Below are 19,279 nucleotides of genomic sequence, written 5' to 3'. Positions count from 1 at the left end.
ATAGAAAAAAATACCTACCTTTATATCATGATCAAAATATGTAACATCATGAAAAAAGCAGAACTTAAAAAAGCCAACAAAAAACAAGAAGAATTGTTGAAAGAACAAAAAAATATCATCAAATCTTACAAGAAATTATTAAAAGAACAAGAGGCTATCAATAAAAAATTGAGAAAAAGCATCAATAAATTAAACGGATTAGTTGAGAGTTTTTTTGTAGATGAAGAATTGACAAACGAAGAATTGGATTATTTCTTGCAAAACTTTGACCAATTTGAAGAAGAGGATTTCAATTCTTGTTGTGAAGGTGATGAATGTGAAGTAGAAAATCAAGAAGGAAAAGAAGAAGAGAAGAAAGAGGAGGAAAAAACCGAAGAACCAAAAGGTCGATCAAGAGCAAAAAAATAATCATTTATCAAATACCAAACAAAAGTTGTGTAAATATCTTATTTTTAGACAACTTTTGCTATTTCAATTTATTACTAATATTAGGAAAAGAAAATGAGTCAATTAAATTTAAAACCAATTGAAAGAGTTAAAACGATTTCAAAAAAAGATTTTATTGAAAAATACGTAAAAACTCAAACTCCCGTTGTAGTAGAAAAATTGACAGAAGACTGGCCTGCTTATGAAAAATGGAATCTGAACTATATCAGAGAAATAGCTGGCGATAAAATTGTACCTCTGTATGACGATCGTCCTGTGAGAGCCGAAGATGGTTTTAATCAAGCTCACGCAGAAATGAAAATGAAAGATTATATCGATTTGTTGGAAAAAGAACCTACTAATTATAGAATCTTTTTGTACAACATCATGCAAGAAGTGCCGACATTGAAAAACGATTTCAAATGGCCAAACATTGGTTTACGATTGATCAAACAATTGCCTATGTTGTTTTTTGGTGGTGAAAATTCTAAAGTTTTCATGCATTTTGACATTGACTATTCCAATATTTTACATTTTCATTTCCATGGAAAAAAACGTTGTATCATCTTTCCGCCAGAACAATCAAAATATATGTACAAAGTACCACATTCGTTGATTTGTAGAGAGGATATAGATTTTGACAATCCAGATTTTGAAAAATTTCCTGCCTTGAAACAAGCTCAAGGATATATTTGCGACCTCAACCACGGGGAAATGATGTATATGCCCGAAGGTTATTGGCACTATATGAAGTACTTGACACCGAGTTTTTCGATGAGTTTGAGAGCCTTACCTCGCAATCCTAAATTTTTATTGAAAGCGATTTACAATGTAGCAATTATGCGTCATTTTGACAACTTTATGCGTAAACGAAAAGGACAGGCATGGATAGATGAGAAAAACGAAAGAGCTATCACCGATACTCACAAAAATTTAGGAATAAAATAATGGAAATCAAAGGGCTAAGTGTAGAAGAAGCGAAACGAAAAGCAGAGCATTATTGCGTCTATCAAGACCGATGCTACAAAGAAGTTGAGCAAAAATTGCGATCGTTGGGGATGTTTCAAGAAGCCATCGAGCACATCCTTCTACACTTATCTCAACATAAATTTATAGACGAAACCCGCTTTGCACAATCATTTTGCAGAGGCAAACACCATCATCAAAAATGGGGAAAAATTCGCATCGAACACGAATTAAAACTTCGTGAGATTTCTGCTTACAATATCAAGTTAGGTATGAAAGAAATCGAGAAAGAATACATTTCCAACTTCTACCTCTACGCCGAAAAAAAATGGAACGAACTCCAAGAGCACAACACGGACAAGAAAAAACAAAAATTTTGCAATTACTTTATCCGCAAAGGTTATGAAACTTCATTGATTTTTGAAGCTTTGAAGGATTTGGAAAAAACTAACGATTAAAAATATTTGCCTTTTTTATAAAAAAAATCGCACCTTTTCAGATGCGATTCTGTACTCAAGGCGGGACTTGAACCCGCACGAACATTACTGTTCACTGGATTTTAAGTCCAGCGTGTCTACCAATTCCACCACTCGAGCGTTTAAAAGGTAATAAATAAAGAAAAATTTGTACTCAAGGCGGGACTTGAACCCGCACGAACATTACTGTTCACTGGATTTTAAGTCCAGCGTGTCTACCAATTCCACCACTCGAGCAAAATGAGTAATTAAATTTTTCAATATCCTCTGAGCGAAAAACGGGGTTCGAACCCGCGACCTCAACCTTGGCAAGGTTGCGCTCTACCAACTGAGCTATTTTCGCATTTCTTATGAACTTTTGCAAATATCTCTCCCTATTTGCGATTGCAAAGATAATAAGTTTTTTTGATAAAAACCAAATATTTTTAAATAAATTCTTTTATTTTTTTATTCTTATTGATTACAAATTATTTAATCCCCACATCTTCCATGCTGCTTCGGCTTGATATATCAACATCAGATAACCATTTTGTGTCCTTGCCCCTCTTTTTTTTGCCTTTTTTAGAAACATTGTCTCCTCAGGATTATAAATCAAATCATAGACATAATGTTGCTCTGTAATATGTTCAAAGGGAAAGTCTATACTCTTTTCTATTTGAGGAAATGTTCCTATGGGCGTTGTATGTATAATCAATGTGTGTGATTGTATCAACTCATGAGTCAAGTCTTTATAACTTATCGCTCCATCCTTTTTAAATCTACTCACACGCAATGCTTCTATACCCACCTGTTGCAAGGCATAAACAATCGCTTTAGAGGCTCCTCCAGTACCCAAAACCAAGGCTTTTTTGTGTAGTTTATTAACATCGTCTGGTAATGATTGCAAAAATCCTATCCAATCGGTATTACTTCCAATCGTTTTTCCTTCTTTTTTTACAATGACATTGACCGCTCCAATTGCTTGTGCATGCTCGTCCAATTGGTCTAAAAACGGTAGCATCTCTTCTTTATAGGGAATAGTTACATTAAACCCTACATTTTTCTCATTTTGTAAAATATCTTTTACATTGGATATAGCTTCTATATCAAAATTTACATATTCTATTTTTGATAGATTTTCTTTTTCAAATTTATTTGTAAAATACAATCTTGAAAATGAATAGGATATATTTTTCCCTATCAATCCTAATGTTTTCATTTTTTTCTTTTTTTTACACTTACTGTGTTTATTTAACCACGCGCCGAGGCTTTACCCAACTGTAAGAAGTTATTTAGTTTCGTTGTGTTTTTTTTAAACCATAGGTGTATTGTTTTTTAAACAAATAGAAACATTGAATTTTTAAAAACAACAATCTATGTTTTTTCTGTTGAAAATGAAATTATTCTACGGGGTGTACTCTCAAAAGCTAAGTGTCTAATTTTATTCACAAAGTTATTTCTATGTTTCTATTGTGTCCTATCTGTTTATTTCAACTACCCCGCCTTTCAGCCCCCCCTTTTTTGAAAGAAAGGGAATAAGCACTATGCGTCTCTGTTTCTCGGTGGTAAAAAAACATTACTTTGGAAAAATGATCTTTTGCACTTCTTCTTTTTGCCAAATTTCAGGAAAACGGTCATAGAGTACCACTATTTCCTCTGGGTCGCGTTCCATCAATTTGTATAAATATTCCAATGCGAGGTCTATTTGTCCTAAATCATAATAGCCTGCAATAAAATATACATAGGCTACAGCAGGTGCTTTTTCTTCTATGTTTTTCAAAACTTCAATTGCTTCGTCGGCTCTATCGAGGAATAATAAAAACTGAGCGTAGAGCAAGTGTAGTTCTACACTGTTTTCTCCTCTATCGATGGCTTTTCCAAACGATTCACAGGCTTGATCTAAATCTTTTGTTTCTATGCAGATAAACCCTCTTTTTTTCCAATAAACTGCGTTTGAAGGGTCAATAGCTATTACTTTTTCAATCGATTCTTTTGCCAATTGAAAATCTCCTGTTGCAATGTATATTTCTACCAAATACAACAAAACCAATTCAAATTTGGGATCTAATTCTAGTGCTTTCTCAAAATATTCTTTCGAAAGTGTTGTTTTTCCGACTTCTAAATAGCAATACCCCAATCGAGAATACACATACGACGTCGGTTTGAATAGTTCTGTAAAAACGAGGTAAGTCTCTACTGCATCTTTGTATTTTTTTGCACGTTCGAGAGCGGATGCTTTTTCTAAATAGGCATGCAAAGATTTCGGATTGATTACAATTGCCATATCTGATGCTTCGGCAGATTTTTCAAATTCGTTGATATTGAAATAAAATTTGCCCAATTGTTGCCATGCCCAATCATTGTATGGATATTTATCGATAAATTCGTTAAGAAAATCAATTCCTGCTTGATGCAAGTTTTGCACTTCATAACAAAACAATAAATTTTGCAATGCTACCATTTCCAACGGCTGGTATTTCAATGCTTTTTGAAAATACTCCATTGCATGAGGATATTCCTGTAAAAAGATATATTCTATCCCTACATTGATGAAAAGCTTCGTCCTTTTCGATGGTTTGAGAAGAGGCACGGAAAAAATAGTCAATAGCCTGACGGTGTTTGCCTTTTCGAGAATATGCAACTCCTTTTTGATACAAAACTTCATAATGTTTGTCATCTTTTTGCTCTAACTGATTGAGTAATTCCAAAGCTGTATCAAACTTGCCTTCTACGATAAAGATTTCTGCTTGTATTACCAAAATATCTAGTTCCATCGGATATTGATGCAAGGCATAATCCAAGGCTTTTTTTGCCATAAATAGATTATCTTTTTCGATATAATAGACCACAATATCCTGATATTCCTCTGTATCGAAAAATTCAAATGCATCGTTTTGAACCATTTTTTCAAAACGTTTTACTAACTCTTCATAGATACCTTCATGTTCAAAATCCATAAATTTCAATATTTTGTTGGGCAAAAATAGAAAATTAAGGTTCGTTTTAAAAATTTGAACTCTTATATTTTCATAAAAAAACTCATTTGCCATTGAAAAGACAAATGAGTTTTTGATAAAATTACATTTTCCTTGTAGTTTCTTCGCTTTCGTTTCCTAAACGGTCGATGGCTTTTACAGCAATTCCATTGAGCTTTTTATTGTTTTTTATCATTGGAAACAGTTTATTTCCGATGTGTTTGGGCAAAATTTCCACATGCCAATCATTTCCATATTGAGTATATACTGCCCATTGAAACACCTCTTCTTTTCCACTACTACTCCATGAAACTTGTGCATTGGTTTGCATTTCACTTGCTGAAAGAATGGGTTTTTCCAATTTATTTGCTTTGATCCACGGACTCAGAGGCACTAAGGCTTTCTCTTTGTACTGATCGTTTTTCAATTGCTGCAACAAGGTAGGATTTTGCGTCAAACCTGCGATACTCCAATGGATAACCCCTGGGCTTTTGGTCAGCATTTTATTGGCAGCATTGATTTGATTTCTAATCTCTTGTGCTCTATTGGTTGATTTTACTTCTACCGTATTCAATCCTGGCCACAAATGACGATTGTGCGTATTTTCACTCGCCCACCAACGCAATAAATCTGTAAAATTTTGCCTTTTAGATTCCATCGGCCAATACAATTGTGGGGCAAAATAATCCACCCATCCCTCGTTGAGCCATAATTTAGCGTCTGCATAAAGTTCTTCGTATTGATTGAGTCCCACTACTCCTTCGGGATATCCTGGCTTCCAAATTCCAAACGGACTGATTCCAAATTTCACCCAAGGTTTTACAGTTTTTATTTCGGTATGGATGCGTTTTACAATGGCATTGACGTGAGCTCTACGCCAGTCTGACTTTGACAAAGTTCCTCCATTTGATTTGTATGCATTCCACGAAGTATGATCGGGAAAATCTGCTCCTTGATTATAAGACGAATAAGGGTAAAAATAATCGTCAAAATGTACTGCGTCCACATCATATCTTTTAACCAAATCTTTGATAACCTTTGAAATATGGTCTTGTGTAGCTTTGTGTGATGGGTCAAACCAATACATACCATTTTTCAGACGTACAATGTTTTCGGGCATCTTTTTTACAATCGAACATGGTGAAACTTTTCCACCATTGGAATGATGAGCTCTATAGGGATTGATCCACACATGTAATTCCATTCCTCTTTTATGTGCTTCTTCTATCCAAAATTGCAATGGGTCGTAAAAAGGTACAGGTGCAATGCCTGTTTCTCCTGTCAAAAAATACGACCAAGGCTCGTGTTTGCTTTGATAAAATGCATCTGCAGATGGTCTGGCTTGAAAGATTACTGCGTTAAAATTGTGTTTTTCCAATAAATCGAGCAAATAAATTGCCTCTTCTTTTTGTTGAGCTACCGTTAAATGTTTTTTAGATGGCCAGTTGATATTGGCTACAGTTGCAATCCATGCTCCTCTAAATTCACGATTAATTTTAGGCAAATCGACCTTCCAAACATCCTCTATCTTTTCAGGAATTTCGACTTTATCATCAACAATTTCAATTACTTTTTCTGTTTTGATAGTTTGTTTATTATTGGTAGATGATTTCTTTTTTCTTCCAAAAATTTGAGCATTGGTAGAGGAAAACACCATCAATAAGACGAATAAAACCGTAAATTTTCTCATTATTTCGATAAATTTAGTTCTTTTAGCACCTCATCACAGGCTTCTAATAAAATTTGACACCCTTCGATGATTTCTTCTTTTGAAATTGTCAATGGAGGTGTAATGCGAATAGCTCTTTCTTCAAACATCAACCAAAACAAAATCAACCCTTTATCTTTGCATTTCAATATGATTCGATTAGTGATTTCGCCTGATTCGGTCATTGGTGCCAACATCAAACCTGTTCCGTGAATTTCTTTTATCAATGGATGTTGCAATTGCTGTCGAAACAATTGTTCTTTTTCCGCTACCTCATCCATCAATGAAGTTTCGAGTAATTCTTGCAAAGTTGCCAAAGAAGCCGCAGCAATCACAGGATGACCTCCAAAAGTTGTAATATGTCCGCATTTTGGGTCGTGTGCCAACAAATCCATATGCTTTTCATTGGCAGTAAACGCACCTACAGGCATTCCGCCGCCCATTCCTTTACCCATCACAACCACATCGGGAATCACATTGTATTTTTGAAAACCAAACAACGTTCCTACGCGTCCAAATCCCGGTTGAATTTCGTCTAAAATCATCATAGCTCCTACTTCATCACAACGCTTGCGAACCTTTGATAAATAATCGTTTTCTGGTGTGATAAACCCTGCACTTCCTTGAATGGTTTCCAAAACCACACAAGCTGTTTTTTCGGTAATTTGTTGTAAATCTTCAACTTGATTAAAAGTTATAAATGACACATCAGGCAACAACGGACGAAAAGCTCGTTTGCGTTCTTCGTTTCCTAAAATACTCATAGAACCCTGAGTATTACCGTGATACGCATTGACACACGACACAATATGACTGCGACCTGTAACGCGTTTTGCCAATTTCAACGCCCCTTCCATTGCTTCCGTACCCGAATTAACCAAATAAGTTTTGTTAAGCGACGAAGGCAGATTTTGAGCCAATAATTTACAAAAATCAACGGCAGGTTTTTGGATATACTCCCCATAAACCATCACATGCAGGTATTTGTCAAGCTGCTCTTTGATGGCATTGACCACTCGCGGATATTGATGTCCAAGTACACAAGCCGACACCCCAGCTACAAAATCTAAGTGTTTTTTTCCGTCGGTAGTGTAAATATACGAACCTTTTGCATGGGAAATTTCCTCTGCCAAAGGATGTAAAGTTGTTTGTGCTTGATATTTAAAAAAATCTCGTTTCATTATAGGTACTTTCCGTAAAAGTTGCAAGTTACGAAAAATAAAAATTTGCTTTGCCACGAATTATGTGAATTTTCATTAACTATTTAACTATCGGATTTTTATTATAACTATACTAAAATTTTTAAAGGAATAATCATGATTGACAAAAAATAGAGACCATCTTTTTAGGATAGTCTTTATCATTTAGGTTTATTCGTCTTTTACAATAATGATAGGAGCTCGAGAATACGGATATTCTACACCGTTGTAAACAACTTTGGTAATGTACATTTTTATACCACCTTTTAAATTGAAATAAAAATGTACGGTAATAGTATCGTATTTATTTTCGTCGTATTTCAACTTATAATGACCTATTGCAGTTTTGTTTTCTTTGTCAATATGATGAAAAGTAGCAAATCCTATAACTAATAAATCTTCACCTTTTTCAATTATCTCAAGATGATTTTTTATATCTGCTTGTAATTGCCCATTTATATATACATCATTATAATTTTCGTCTGTACGGATTATACTCAAAAACTTATCTTTATAGACACCATTAGCAAGTAGATTTTCACCTGTCTTATTTCTGTATCTAAAAGCCTGATCAAGGATAACAATACTTGGTTTAAAAGGTTCTACTATAGGTTCATTATCTGTGTTACCACAATTACTAAGTAAACATAAAGTGATAAAAGCATACAGTACGTTTAATATTTTTTTCATAATTAATTAGGTATTATGTTACTAATCATTCTTTGGTAATATATAAATTGAGTTGATACTGGAGTTTCGGTAAGATTAATATCTTCCCAGCGATCAAAGTCATACCAACCGTTAAAATATCCTCTCCCCCCCAATTCATGTGAATATGGTCTGCTATTTTAGCTGTAAATGTATTGTTCGTGTCTGGAAATTGATAGGTACCTATAACCTCCTCATATCCGTCAGCTACCCATGCGTGTCCTTCTTTATAAATAATTTCTGTTTTGGTTTTACCGATTGACATTCCAAAAAGTAGTCTAATTGGTTTTTTAATTACAATTACTTCTTTTTCTTGATATCCGTCTAAATATACTGGCTTTCCGTTGAGTATATCCGTCTTTAAAATATTTAGATTTATCGGTTGTAAATCACTTGTGCTGTAATTATACACAGTGTTGAAAGCATTTCTTGCATTTTGAGAAGGTGCTCCTGATCTATCGCAAGAATAATTCATTTGTACACTATTTCCTATATGACCTAAAAAATTTGCGATATTTTGAGCCGGTACTGAATCATAATAATAAGGACTTCCGATAGTAACATATGGGTACATAGTACTTATGTTGAAAATATCGGGATGATTGTGGTATTTCATAATCTGTCCCATAGCTGTAGCCACACAACCTGCTGGAGCTGTTCCTGCTGGACAGTTATTATACCGTACAGTATTGTTATACATTACATAAGTAGTAGTATAGCTTTGACCCCATTTTATATCGCCAAGTAGAGGACCGTAGGTATTGGTAGTTTCATCTATCAATACAGGTGGAACCCAAGGAACAATATTACCATCTCTGTCAAAAATAACTACTTCATTAGCATACAATCCCATACTAGCCCACTGATTTGAGATTTCATTATTATACGGTTTGCCTTTAGATTCAAGACTTTCTATTTTTAAATATTTATTAAAAAGCCAATCTGTAATTCCGTCAAATTCATTTGCATTATTCAAATCAAAACGCCCTGTATCAGAATAAGCCAAAATGGGTCTCTCAAGTGTAGAGGCAGACATAACGACAAATCCTTTATTTTCTTTAATATTCAACACATAAAGAACAGGTAGGTTATTGTCATTTACAAGTGTTTGAACATCTTCAAGGTTGTCTTGCGTAATAGCAGGAATTCCTTTCCCTTTTGTTTTACTTGTTTTTTTTATAAAATCAACCGTAACCTTTTTCGCTTGTTGAATACTAATCCTATTATTAGTTTTTTCATGAGCGTTTTTAGTAATTTCATTGTCTTTAAATTCCGAAGAACAGGATGTCGCAAAAAGGGAAAGCAAAATACTTCCTCCAAGCAATAAGTGATACACTCTCTTCATAATTAATAAATTTTAAAATTATACATTGCAATTTTACATTTTTTTTAAAAAAAACAAAAAGTTTTGTGAATAATTACAAAACTTTTTTAAAAAACATAAAGACATTTTACTTTTTCCCTTGTTTGTTCTTAGTTTTTTCTAAAACAGGCATCGGTTGATTTGGATTTACTGCATCCAATTCTTGTTCTGTAGTGAGATTTTGTCTCAGATTATTACTTGACATTTTTCCGTTTTGTTTTTGATTGGTTTTAGTATCGGTTTGTGAGGATGTTCCTGTATCATTCGTTGTTTTTTCTCCTTCTGTTGATGATTCCGAATTTTCTTCTTTGTTTATATCTTCATCAGGTGGAAAAATATCTTCTTTCGTTAAAATGCGTTCGTCTCCTCGCCATAAAAATCCAGGTAGTTTTGCCTCAGATTCTGGAAATTGTCCTGGTGGATAGGTGGTACTCGACGGATTGACAAATCGCGTTGCTGTTTCTATTTTTTGGTCTTCAAATTCCAAGAATATACGACTGCAAATCCCTTTGTCCACACCTTCCAATTCGCCCTCGTCGTAGATGTAATAAATCATTTCTGCATTTTGAACCAAATCTACTGTGGTCAATTTATCTTCAATAAATTTTCCGTACAAATTAATTCCTTTGGCTTGATTGTAACCTGTTCCTAAAGTATCTTTTTCTATTAAAAAGGCGTCTTTCAATACTTTCAACGAATCCAATTTCTCTGTAACAGGATTGTTGATCAACTGTATTTCTTTTCCTGTCATTTGCGACAATCCTCTAAAGGTAACTGGTTTTCCCAACAATTGCATCAAACCTGTTTTTTGATTGTACAACAAGGTATCTGCACGACCACTCATATTGGGTTCACGAAGCATTCGCACATTTTTTAATGCCTTGATTTTTCGTTCTTTATCTGCTCCTGTAATGTAAATATCTTTTGCGTGAATGAATGCAGAATCTTTTTCTACCAATGCTTTTATCAACGGTTTTTTAGTCATATATACCGAATCACTTTCGGGAAAACGGAATACTTCGGCAAAATGACTTTTAGCAATCATTTTATTAACAGTATCGGTAACTTTTACATTTTCAACACCTTTGTAGTAACTTTTTTCTTTATTGTAATGTAATTTATCAGCTTCTATGCGTTTGTTGTCATACAAAATATGATTGTTTTTTATCATATCGCCTGTGTTTAATTTCGTATCATAAAAACCGTTTTCGGTATAGATATAGGCGTTTTCGTTGTGTATATGCGAAGGTCCAAATAAATAAGCATGTCCCGAACTTTCATAAAAATCTAAATGGTCTGTGGTGATTTTCGTTGTAGGATTGGTCAACACTACCGAAGTACGAAATTCGTATTTCAACTCGTGGGTGTAGTACTTTCCAGCTTTACTTTTTAGGGTATTTTCTTTGTTGGTAATCGTTGCGTTATTGTTGTAATGAGCGATTCCTGTGTTGCGGTCGTAATACACACTTTCAGTTTGCATTTTAGACTGTGGAGAAGTCATGAGCACATTTCCAGAGGCATAAGCAACTTTTTGAAGTCCGTTGTATTCGGCATATTTTGAGGTCAACTGTAGGGTATCGTTTTGTAAAATACGAACATTTCCAAACAATTTGATATAATTTTCAGCTTGGTAATAATATGCTTTGTTGCACCACAAGTGCATATTGTCGTGTTGAGCTTGAATGTTACCCGTTAGCACCAACGCCCCCGGTAATTCATATTCGTTATAATCGGTAAAATCTGCGTGAATGATTTCTATTTTTTTTTCATCAAACTTCACTTCTTGAGAAAAAGCCAAAGAATTTAGAAAGATAAAAAATAAAAAAATCAGTTGATTACGAACTTGCATGAATTTATATATTATTATTTCAATAAATTACAACCATTCTTCCGTTTGATCAAAAACAGCCAGTAAAATGTCTTTTTCCAAATCAGTAAATTCTTCATTTCTACGACTCATTACTATTTTTGCTGTTTCAAATGCTTTTTCTGGCAAATATTTTTCTTTGTCCGTTATGCCACCCCAAGTAAAATTGGGAATATAATTGTCAGGAAATCCTGCACCAAAAACATTGGCACACACCCCAACCACAGTACCCGTGTTGAACATCGTATTGATACCACATTTACTGTGATCGCCCATCATCAAACCACAAAATTGCAATTGAGTATCAATCATTTGACCCTTTGGATAATTCCAAAGTTTTACGGTTCCGTAATTATTTTTCAAATTGGAATTATTAGAATCTGCACCGATATTGCACCATTCGCCTAAAACAGAATTTCCTAAAAATCCGTCATGTCCTTTGTTTGAATAGGCAAAAAGTACAGAATTACTTACCTCACCTCCTACCCTACAATGAGGCCCAACGGTAGTTGCACCATAGATTTTTGTAGCCAATTTTACCTGAGCATGATCACCCAAAGCAAAAGGTCCACGAATGACAGAACCTTCCATAATTTCGGCATTTTTTCCGATATAAATAGGACCTTTAGTGGCATTTAGCGTACAAAAATTTAATACAGCTCCCTCTTCTATAAAAATATTTTCTTTTCCTAAAACTTGTACTGTAGTAGGAATTTCTTGTGAAATTCTATCCTCTGTAATCAACATAAAATCTTCGCGAATTGCTCTGTCGTTTTTTTGAAATAAATCCCAAGTATGACTGATTTTCAATACATCTTCCTCATGATAAATCCAATCATAAGAATCAAAATCCACTTCCTCTTGGTCTAAAGTCGAATAAAAAGCAAGGATATCATCGCCTATTTTCACACCTTGATTAGGTTGTAAAAATTCGATGGTTTCAACTAATTTTTGAGTAGGACAAAAAGCAGCATTGATAAAAATATTATGATCTAACTCTACCATTGGAAATTTTTCAGACAAGTATTCCTCTGTAAGTGTGGTGGTTGTAACACCTAAATATTTTTCCCACTTTTCTCTAATGGTTAAAATTCCAATACGCAGGTCGGCAACGGATCTTGTAAACGTAAATGGTAATAAATCATCACGTACATCTCCATCAAATAATATATAATTCATTTGAATACAATTTAAAGTTGTAAAGTTACGAGATTATTTGAAAATTTTTAATGGAAAAAGTAATTCGATGATTTTTTTTGAGATTTTATTTTAGAAGCTAACACGACTCTTTTTTAAACAGACTTTTCCTTTTTATTGCGAAAAAATTTTTTTTGATATTAATTTTTCTATGTTTGGATATAGTTTAAAAGTTTTACAGTATATTAGCCTTTAAATCTTTAATCATTTTTTAAATGAAAAAAATTTACTTATCAATACTATTACTTTCCATACAATGGGCAATTGCACAAGATGCTTTTCATATAAAATCTTTCCAATTTGAAGGAACTAAAGAGTCAAAAATACCTATTTTCCAATTAGGAGATAGAGTATCTTTCAATTTTGATAATCTCTACGGTGACGAATCGGATATGTATTACAGGTTGACTTTATGCGATCGCAATTGGAAGCCTTCTACTCTCAATCGTTCAGAGTATATGCAAGGCAATGAATGGGTTTTGATACGAAATGTAAAAAATTCATTCAACACACTGCAACTGTATTGCAACTATCAAGCATCTTTTCCTAATCAATTTATAAAACCATTAGTAAGTGGAAATTACTTATTGGAAATTGCTGATATTTCAGGAGCTGTAGTAGCTACGAGAAAACTCATCCTTTTTGAAAACACTATAAACATTGGTGCTACTGTCTATCGTCCCAGAGATTTGGACAAGGCTTCTACAATGCACAATTTTCATATCCAATTGGAATTGGGAGAAAACACCTATCAAAATCCTCAACAAAACATCGAACTTTCAATCATACAAAATGGTATTTTTCAATCGATGACCCAACCGTTAAAAGCGCAATACAGCATAGGTAATCAACTGGTGTACAGATACGAAGAGCCAACTATGCTCTATGCAGGAAACGAATTTTTGTATTTTGACAATAGTGATATAAGACAAAAAAACAATACGGTTTTTCAAGTAGAAAGTGCTGATTTATATATTACTCATCTGTATCCAGACCAACCTAAAGCAAATGATATTTACACTTTTTACCCTGATTTAAACGGAGCATTTTATCCTGCCATTCGCAATAGAAATGCATCAACTTTTGCTAATGAATCGGATTATTCGTGGGTGTATTTTCGTTTAAAAAAAGCACCAACCAACGAGGATATTTATGTTGGTGGAATGTTTAATAATTACCAGTTCAACGATTCCAACAAAATGGTTTACAACAAGGAAAACAACTATTATGAAATTCCTATTTTAATCAAACAAGGAGTTACCAATTATCAATATTTTACGGTAAAAAACAACAAAATCGACACTAAAAATGCTGTAAACGGCAATTTTGCAGAGACTCAAAACATTTACCATTTTGTAGCCTATTACAAAGGCGTATTGGATAGACACGACCGAGTAATTGGAGCATCGATGGTTTCTTCCGAATTGGTAACTAACTAATATACAATAAAAAACACACACTTTATAATTGTAAAAGTGTGTGTTTTAATATATTAAAAAAATCAATTATCTTCTAATTGTATTTTGTTGTTGTATATATTTTTCTAAATCTCTCTTGTTTGAAGTATAAGATATCATATCAAACACTTCATAATAGTTATGAGGATTTATACAGTGCAAATACAATTCTTTTGCCATTATCAACTTGTTCTTGTCAAAAGACAATGCTTTTACTAATGTTGCAATTTGATTTGAGGTAAAATATCTATTTACTTTCATCGTGCGTATATACCTCATACGATCATCGTCAAAAGAAGTATTGCGATTGATGTGTCGCAACATATCAGAAAATTCATTTGCAGTAACCTCAGCCGAATAATACGGACTATAGTGATTTCCTCCTCCTACTACAGGTGTAAATATTTCAAACAATCCAGTGCGTTTTTGAAATTCTAAATTTACCATTCTATTGCTTTGAACAAAAACATTTGCTCTGTAAATCAAATAGCCATCTTCATAAATCGACAATAGATTTCTTCCGTTTGGTATATCAAAGAAATGAAATCTTCCATAAGGCGAAGCCATCAATTGATTGTTGATCTCTACTGTATAATATCCATTATCAGCTATAAACAACCTCATTTCTGCTCCTGCATTACGAGCGTATGAATAATTGAATGAATCATTTATACGATTTGATGTTGTAGTTGTTGTCGTTTGTCTCACGGCTTGGTTACCTCTTTCGATTGCTTGTGATGCTCCTCTACGATATCTCTCTACATTCAATTCCTGACGATCACGAGTACCCATTTCATTTTTAATCAATGTGCGTTCTTGAGAAAAAACGCTCATTTGTATAAACATCATCATAATAAGCGTAATTTTTTTCATATCTCAAAATTTTAAATATTCGACAATTTATTTCCTATTTATAGTAAATATTTCACAAATCATGCCATAAATTACTATTTGTTGATATGCAGATCATTTGTTGATAATCTTTTTCTCGGTACAATCAACAACCAAACTATTACTATAAACAATAATAAAAACGGATAATAGGTATAAGATATCAAGGTATCATAGGCAACCAACTGATTGCTAAGTCCTATCAATAATAGCACTTGAGCTCCGTAGGGCAATATTCCTTGAAAAACACAAGAAAAAATATCTAAAATTGCAGCAGTAAGTCTGGCTGACAATTTGTACTCTTCTTTTATGACATTAGCAATCTTTGAGGAAATGATGATTGCAATCGTATTATTTGCCGTGGCAATGTCAACCAAACTCACCAATCCTCCTATTCCAAACATAGCAGATTTTTTCCCTTTGATTACTTTTTGAATTTTATTCAATATATATTGAACCCCTCCTGCTGCCTCTATCATTGCAGCCAATCCTCCTGTCAAAAGTGATAATAAAAAGATTTCGTTCATATCTGAAAAACCTTTGTATATAGATGTTGATAGGGTTAAAAAATTTAAATCTGAAAAAAATATTCCTAAAAAAGCAGTTGCCAATACACCAATAATCAACACTAAAAATACATGTATTCCCAATAAAGCCAGTAGAATAACCAATAAATAAGGCAAAACAAACCAATAATTTACTATAGAATAGTCATACTCTACCAATTGATATTCGACAGGTTCTGACAAATACAAATAAAACACACAAGTCAAAAGTGCGGCTGGAATGGCAAACTTTAGATTTTCATAAAATTTATCTTTCATCGAACATCCCAACGACTGTGTGGCTGCAATTGTTGTATCAGAAATCATCGAAAGATTATCACCAAACATTGCTCCTCCTAAAAGCGATGCTGCTACAAACGAATGATTTAACTCGTAGTTTTGACTAAAACCAAATGCAATAGGTGCAATAGTAACAATCGTCCCCACAGAAGTACCTGACGCCAAAGATATAAAAGAGGCTATGATAAAAATCCCTAAAGGAATGTATTGAATAGGAATACATTGAACGCTCAATTCGACGATGACATCTACACATCCCAAATCTTTTGAAAGCGTCGCAAAAGCACCTGCCAAAAGATATATCACACACATGGTTAGAATGTTAGAATTTCCTAAACCTGCAATAAAAGTAGATACTTTTTCATTAAAGGTCGAACGAAACAACACAAAAGCCGAAATGATACCAATAATTACAGCAATAGGTGATGGAATAGCATAAAAATCTTGATAATAAATCCCACAACCGATAAACGTCCCGACAAATAATACTAAAGGTAAAATACTTACGAAAGATATTTTTTCATTCATATTCGATTGATATTATTTAATTAAACAAATTATTTATCAAAAATCGAATACAAATATTGGTAGTCATTTCAACATTTTTTCCCCTAAGGGCTTATCATTTTTAGCACCTTGCTTGTTGATGCAGGTTGCTACCTATTCTGTAGGATTCTTGATAATGATACAAAGATAGAGTAAAATTTCACTAAAAAACAAGAAAAATTTATCTAAAATCACATTTTTTAATAAATCTTTTGAAAAACGGAATGTTAACTATCATTATTGGGCTGATTATAGTTGATAAAACTACGATCTAAAACATAGGGGTAAAAAATATTGTTTTCATTTCTGGAAAAATTACAAATCCACAGAGTAAGGACAGAATGAAGTGGATGAAACAAAAATAAAAAAAACTGCTCGACGAATCGAACAGTTTTTCCTTTAATTTGCTTATATCAAGATTGAAATAAAAATTACCCCAATACTTCTTTTACTTTTTTACCGATTTCAGCTGGTGAATCTACAACATGGATACCATTTTCTCTCATGATGCGTTTTTTAGCCTCAGCTGTATCATCAGCTCCACCAACGATAGCACCTGCGTGTCCCATTGTACGACCTTTAGGAGCTGTTTCTCCAGCGATGAATCCAATAACTGGTTTTCTGTTTCCATCTGCTTTGATCCAACGAGCAGCGTCTGCTTCCAACTGTCCACCGATTTCACCAATCATGATGATTGCTTCAGTTTCTGGGTCGTTCATCAACAATTCTACTGCTTCTTTTGTAGTAGTTCCGATGATTGGGTCTCCACCGATACCGATCGCTGTCGTGATTCCCATACCTTGTTTTACTACTTGGTCAGCTGCTTCGTAAGTAAGTGTTCCAGATTTAGAAACGATACCCACTTTTCCTTTTTTGAATACGAAACCTGGCATAATACCTACTTTTGCCTCTTCTGGAGTAATTACCCCTGGACAGTTTGGACCTACCAAACGACAATCTCTTGATTTTACATAGTCGTAAGCTTTTACCATATCAGCTACTGGAATACCCTCTGTAATACAGATGATAACTTTGATTCCAGCCTCTGCTGCTTCCATGATAGCGTCTGCTGCAAATGCAGGTGGTACGAAAATGATAGATGTATCTGCACCTGTTTCTTTTACAGCGTCTTTTACTGTGTTGAAAACTGGTTTGTCTAAGTGAGTAGAACCACCTTTTCCTGGTGTAACACCACCAACTACATTAGTTCCGTACTCAATCATTTGAGTAGCGTGGAAAGTTCCCTCTCCTCCTGTGAATCCTTGAACGATTATTTTAGAATTCTTATTTACTAAAACACTCATAATTTATTTTTTGTTTTATTTTCAATTTTTCAATGGTGCAAAATTAAGCATTTTTAGTGATATTTTCAGATTATAATTCTGATTTTTTTACCTTTTCCCCAATTGACTCATTTGAATTCCTTTAAACAATTTTCCATCTTTTACTTCCCAAATGGTAAAAAATGTTGCCAAAATTATTTCTTCTTCTGGGTTTTCAATCGTTCGTACATAATACGAATGCACGATAGAGATTTTATCTCCCTCTGCTACTACCTCAATAATTTCTGTACGAAGATTGTCGTAAGTAGAACGCATATCTTTAGACATTGCCAAAATATCGTTATAATCAAGCACTAAATATCCTTTGGAACTGTACCATTCCATTTGAACATCTTCATGCAATATATCCAACAGGTAATTTTTACTCAAAATTCCTGCTGATTCATAAAACTTTACAACGATATTTCTTGCGGTTGCCATTATTTCTCTTGCTTTTTTAATTTTGCGATTTGTTTTAAATATTCTCTTGCTTCTTGTACGGGTGTTCCAAAATACTTTTTGTTTCCTTCCAATGATTTGGTTACGCCTGTTTGTGCCAAAACCACAGCCTTTTCCTTAATTGTGATTCCGCTGGTTACTCCCACTTGCCCCCAAAGTACCGCTTCGTCTTCAATGACTACACAACCTGCAATTCCGGTTTGTGCGGCAATCAAACACATTTTTCCGATGACGGTATCGTGTCCAACATGTACTTGATTGTCGATTTTTGTTCCTCGACCGATGGTGGTTGCTCCTGTAACTCCGCGGTCTATGGTACTCAATGCTCCGAGAGTAACACCGTCTTCTATGACCACATGTCCACACGAAACCAATGGGTCGAAATAATCTGGTCGCTTTTGATAATAAAAAGCATCTGCTCCGATGACCGTGCCTGCATGAATAACTACATTATCACCAATTTCGGTATGGTCATAAATGGAAACATTGGAATGAATGATACAATTTTTACCAATTTTTACATAATTTCCTATAAAAACATTGGGTTGAATAATCGTTGAAGCATCTATCTCGGCAGTTGAAGAAATATTGGATTGAGACGGAACGAATGGACGGAAGAAATTTGCCAATTTGTTGAAATCTCTAAACGGATTGTCTGAAATCAACAAGGCTTTTCCTTCTGGACATTCCACTTCTTTGTTTATCAAAATGATCGTTGCATTGGATTGTAAGGCTTTGTCGTAGTATTTGGGATGATCGACAAAGACAATATCCCCTGCCTCAACCACATGGATTTCGTTCATTCCTAAAACAGGAAAGTCGGATGCTCCCACATAGGAACATCCGAGCATTTCTGCAATCGTTTTAAGTTTGTATGTTTTTGGAAACTTCATGT

18 protein-coding genes, 3 tRNA genes and 1 riboswitch are annotated in these 19,279 nt (G+C 34.0%); of the genes, 4 read left to right on the top strand and 17 right to left on the bottom strand.

Going from position 1 to position 19,279, the window contains the following annotated elements; all coding sequences use genetic code 11:
- Window positions 1–48: 48 nt before the first annotated feature.
- The 3 genes from AB4865_RS06100 (at window position 49) to AB4865_RS06090 (ending at window position 1,850) form a co-directional block, all read left to right on the top strand.
- On the top strand, window positions 49–408 hold the full coding sequence (locus AB4865_RS06100) for a hypothetical protein (protein ID WP_372474838.1): 360 nt from the start codon (window positions 49–51) through the stop codon (window positions 406–408).
- Between the two features lie 93 nt (window positions 409–501).
- A complete protein-coding gene (locus AB4865_RS06095; RefSeq protein WP_372474837.1) occupies window positions 502–1,374 on the top strand; it encodes a cupin-like domain-containing protein in 873 nt (290 codons plus the stop codon).
- A complete protein-coding gene (locus tag AB4865_RS06090) occupies window positions 1,374–1,850 on the top strand; it encodes a regulatory protein RecX (RefSeq protein WP_372474836.1) in 477 nt (158 codons plus the stop codon). The genes AB4865_RS06095 and AB4865_RS06090 overlap by 1 nt, the downstream gene beginning before the upstream one ends.
- A 52-nt stretch (window positions 1,851–1,902) precedes the next feature.
- Here the strand turns inward: AB4865_RS06090 and AB4865_RS06085 are convergent.
- From AB4865_RS06085 to AB4865_RS06030, 12 genes are all read right to left on the bottom strand, one after another.
- Window positions 1,903–1,988 (bottom strand) — tRNA-Leu (locus AB4865_RS06085).
- 31 nt (window positions 1,989–2,019) lie between these two features.
- Window positions 2,020–2,105: transfer RNA gene (locus AB4865_RS06080), tRNA-Leu, on the bottom strand.
- 33 nt (window positions 2,106–2,138) lie between these two features.
- Window positions 2,139–2,211, bottom strand: a tRNA-Gly gene (locus tag AB4865_RS06075).
- 117 nt (window positions 2,212–2,328) lie between these two features.
- On the bottom strand, window positions 2,329–3,066 hold the full coding sequence (locus AB4865_RS06070) for a shikimate dehydrogenase (RefSeq protein ID WP_372474835.1): 738 nt from the start codon (window positions 3,064–3,066) through the stop codon (window positions 2,329–2,331).
- Between the two features lie 357 nt (window positions 3,067–3,423).
- Complete coding sequence (locus AB4865_RS06065; protein WP_372474834.1) at window positions 3,424–4,350, bottom strand: tetratricopeptide repeat protein; 927 nt, start codon at window positions 4,348–4,350, stop codon at window positions 3,424–3,426.
- Window positions 4,274–4,804 carry a tetratricopeptide repeat protein gene (locus tag AB4865_RS06060; RefSeq protein ID WP_372474833.1) on the bottom strand — a complete coding sequence of 177 codons (531 nt, stop codon included), beginning with the start codon at window positions 4,802–4,804 and terminating at the stop codon, window positions 4,274–4,276. Before AB4865_RS06060 ends, AB4865_RS06065 begins: the two co-directional genes overlap by 77 nt.
- Window positions 4,805–4,925: 121 nt before the next feature.
- The gene (locus AB4865_RS06055; RefSeq protein ID WP_372474832.1) at window positions 4,926–6,512 is read right to left on the bottom strand and encodes a glycoside hydrolase family 10 protein; all 1,587 of its coding nucleotides are present in this window, start codon (window positions 6,510–6,512) and stop codon (window positions 4,926–4,928) included.
- On the bottom strand, window positions 6,512–7,711 hold the full coding sequence (locus tag AB4865_RS06050; protein ID WP_372474831.1) for an aspartate aminotransferase family protein: 1,200 nt from the start codon (window positions 7,709–7,711) through the stop codon (window positions 6,512–6,514). The genes AB4865_RS06055 and AB4865_RS06050 overlap by 1 nt, the downstream gene beginning before the upstream one ends.
- A 189-nt stretch (window positions 7,712–7,900) precedes the next feature.
- Entirely contained in the window at window positions 7,901–8,230 is a 330-nt protein-coding gene (locus tag AB4865_RS06045; RefSeq protein WP_372474830.1) for a hypothetical protein, read from the bottom strand.
- A 214-nt stretch (window positions 8,231–8,444) separates the two neighbouring features.
- A complete protein-coding gene (locus tag AB4865_RS06040; protein WP_372474829.1) occupies window positions 8,445–9,782 on the bottom strand; it encodes a C10 family peptidase in 1,338 nt (445 codons plus the stop codon).
- Between the two features lie 106 nt (window positions 9,783–9,888).
- The gene (locus tag AB4865_RS06035; protein ID WP_372474828.1) at window positions 9,889–11,649 is read right to left on the bottom strand and encodes an OstA-like protein; all 1,761 of its coding nucleotides are present in this window, start codon (window positions 11,647–11,649) and stop codon (window positions 9,889–9,891) included.
- Between the two features lie 27 nt (window positions 11,650–11,676).
- Window positions 11,677–12,846 (bottom strand): GlmU family protein, encoded by a 1,170-nt coding sequence (locus AB4865_RS06030; protein ID WP_372474827.1) that lies wholly within the window; start codon window positions 12,844–12,846, stop codon window positions 11,677–11,679.
- 233 nt (window positions 12,847–13,079) lie between these two features.
- Here AB4865_RS06030 and AB4865_RS06025 point away from each other — a divergent pair, with 233 nt between their 5' ends.
- Window positions 13,080–14,303: a type IX secretion system plug protein domain-containing protein gene (locus AB4865_RS06025; protein WP_372474826.1), complete on the top strand. Its 1,224-nt coding sequence runs from the start codon at window positions 13,080–13,082 to the stop codon at window positions 14,301–14,303.
- A gap of 66 nt (window positions 14,304–14,369) precedes the next feature.
- Here the strand turns inward: AB4865_RS06025 and AB4865_RS06020 are convergent, their stop codons facing one another.
- The 5 genes from AB4865_RS06020 to AB4865_RS06000 all read right to left on the bottom strand — a co-directional run bounded on the left by AB4865_RS06020 (window position 14,370) and on the right by AB4865_RS06000 (window position 19,277).
- Window positions 14,370–15,194: a DUF4476 domain-containing protein gene (locus AB4865_RS06020; protein ID WP_372474825.1), complete on the bottom strand. Its 825-nt coding sequence runs from the start codon at window positions 15,192–15,194 to the stop codon at window positions 14,370–14,372.
- Window positions 15,195–15,268: 74 nt separating this feature from the next.
- Window positions 15,269–16,585, bottom strand: coding sequence for a Na+/H+ antiporter NhaC family protein (locus tag AB4865_RS06015; protein WP_372474824.1), 1,317 nt, complete (start codon window positions 16,583–16,585; stop codon window positions 15,269–15,271).
- A 64-nt stretch (window positions 16,586–16,649) separates the two neighbouring features.
- A riboswitch (SAM-I-IV-variant riboswitch) is annotated at window positions 16,650–16,745 on the bottom strand.
- Window positions 16,746–17,034: 289 nt separating this feature from the next.
- Window positions 17,035–17,907, bottom strand: a complete 873-nt coding sequence (sucD, locus tag AB4865_RS06010; protein WP_372474823.1) for a succinate--CoA ligase subunit alpha — start codon at window positions 17,905–17,907, stop codon at window positions 17,035–17,037.
- Window positions 17,908–17,994: 87 nt separating this feature from the next.
- Entirely contained in the window at window positions 17,995–18,366 is a 372-nt protein-coding gene (locus AB4865_RS06005; RefSeq protein ID WP_372474822.1) for a nuclear transport factor 2 family protein, read from the bottom strand.
- Window positions 18,366–19,277 (bottom strand): UDP-3-O-(3-hydroxymyristoyl)glucosamine N-acyltransferase, encoded by a 912-nt coding sequence (locus tag AB4865_RS06000; protein ID WP_372474821.1) that lies wholly within the window; start codon window positions 19,275–19,277, stop codon window positions 18,366–18,368. Before AB4865_RS06000 ends, AB4865_RS06005 begins: the two co-directional genes overlap by 1 nt.
- Window positions 19,278–19,279 lie beyond the last annotated feature (2 nt).

It is taken from the genome of Capnocytophaga sp. ARDL2, from assembly GCF_041530365.1.
Lineage (GTDB): Bacteria > Bacteroidota > Bacteroidia > Flavobacteriales > Flavobacteriaceae > Flavobacterium.
This window is presented reverse-complemented; position numbering and strand designations above follow the sequence as displayed.

Excerpts from the sequence above, each read along its gene's own strand:
- AB4865_RS06070 (WP_372474835.1), bottom strand. The coding sequence starts at position 3,066 with ATGAAAACATTAGGATTGATAGGGAAAAATATATCCTATTCATTTTCA.
- AB4865_RS06015 (WP_372474824.1), bottom strand. The coding sequence starts at position 16,585 with ATGAATGAAAAAATATCTTTCGTAAGTATTTTACCTTTAGTATTATTT.
- sucD (WP_372474823.1), bottom strand. The coding sequence starts at position 17,907 with ATGAGTGTTTTAGTAAATAAGAATTCTAAAATAATCGTTCAAGGATTC.
- AB4865_RS06090 (WP_372474836.1), top strand. The coding sequence starts at position 1,374 with ATGGAAATCAAAGGGCTAAGTGTAGAAGAAGCGAAACGAAAAGCAGAG.
- AB4865_RS06020 (WP_372474825.1), bottom strand. The coding sequence starts at position 15,194 with ATGAAAAAAATTACGCTTATTATGATGATGTTTATACAAATGAGCGTT.
- AB4865_RS06005 (WP_372474822.1), bottom strand. The coding sequence starts at position 18,366 with ATGGCAACCGCAAGAAATATCGTTGTAAAGTTTTATGAATCAGCAGGA.
- AB4865_RS06025 (WP_372474826.1), top strand. The coding sequence starts at position 13,080 with ATGAAAAAAATTTACTTATCAATACTATTACTTTCCATACAATGGGCA.
- AB4865_RS06040 (WP_372474829.1), bottom strand. The coding sequence starts at position 9,782 with ATGAAGAGAGTGTATCACTTATTGCTTGGAGGAAGTATTTTGCTTTCC.
- AB4865_RS06035 (WP_372474828.1), bottom strand. The coding sequence starts at position 11,649 with ATGCAAGTTCGTAATCAACTGATTTTTTTATTTTTTATCTTTCTAAAT.
- AB4865_RS06000 (WP_372474821.1), bottom strand. The coding sequence starts at position 19,277 with ATGAAGTTTCCAAAAACATACAAACTTAAAACGATTGCAGAAATGCTC.
- AB4865_RS06065 (WP_372474834.1), bottom strand. The coding sequence starts at position 4,350 with ATGGAGTATTTTCAAAAAGCATTGAAATACCAGCCGTTGGAAATGGTA.
- AB4865_RS06095 (WP_372474837.1), top strand. The coding sequence starts at position 502 with ATGAGTCAATTAAATTTAAAACCAATTGAAAGAGTTAAAACGATTTCA.
- AB4865_RS06050 (WP_372474831.1), bottom strand. The coding sequence starts at position 7,711 with ATGAAACGAGATTTTTTTAAATATCAAGCACAAACAACTTTACATCCT.
- AB4865_RS06055 (WP_372474832.1), bottom strand. The coding sequence starts at position 6,512 with ATGAGAAAATTTACGGTTTTATTCGTCTTATTGATGGTGTTTTCCTCT.
- AB4865_RS06060 (WP_372474833.1), bottom strand. The coding sequence starts at position 4,804 with ATGGATTTTGAACATGAAGGTATCTATGAAGAGTTAGTAAAACGTTTT.
- AB4865_RS06100 (WP_372474838.1), top strand. The coding sequence starts at position 49 with ATGAAAAAAGCAGAACTTAAAAAAGCCAACAAAAAACAAGAAGAATTG.
- AB4865_RS06030 (WP_372474827.1), bottom strand. The coding sequence starts at position 12,846 with ATGAATTATATATTATTTGATGGAGATGTACGTGATGATTTATTACCA.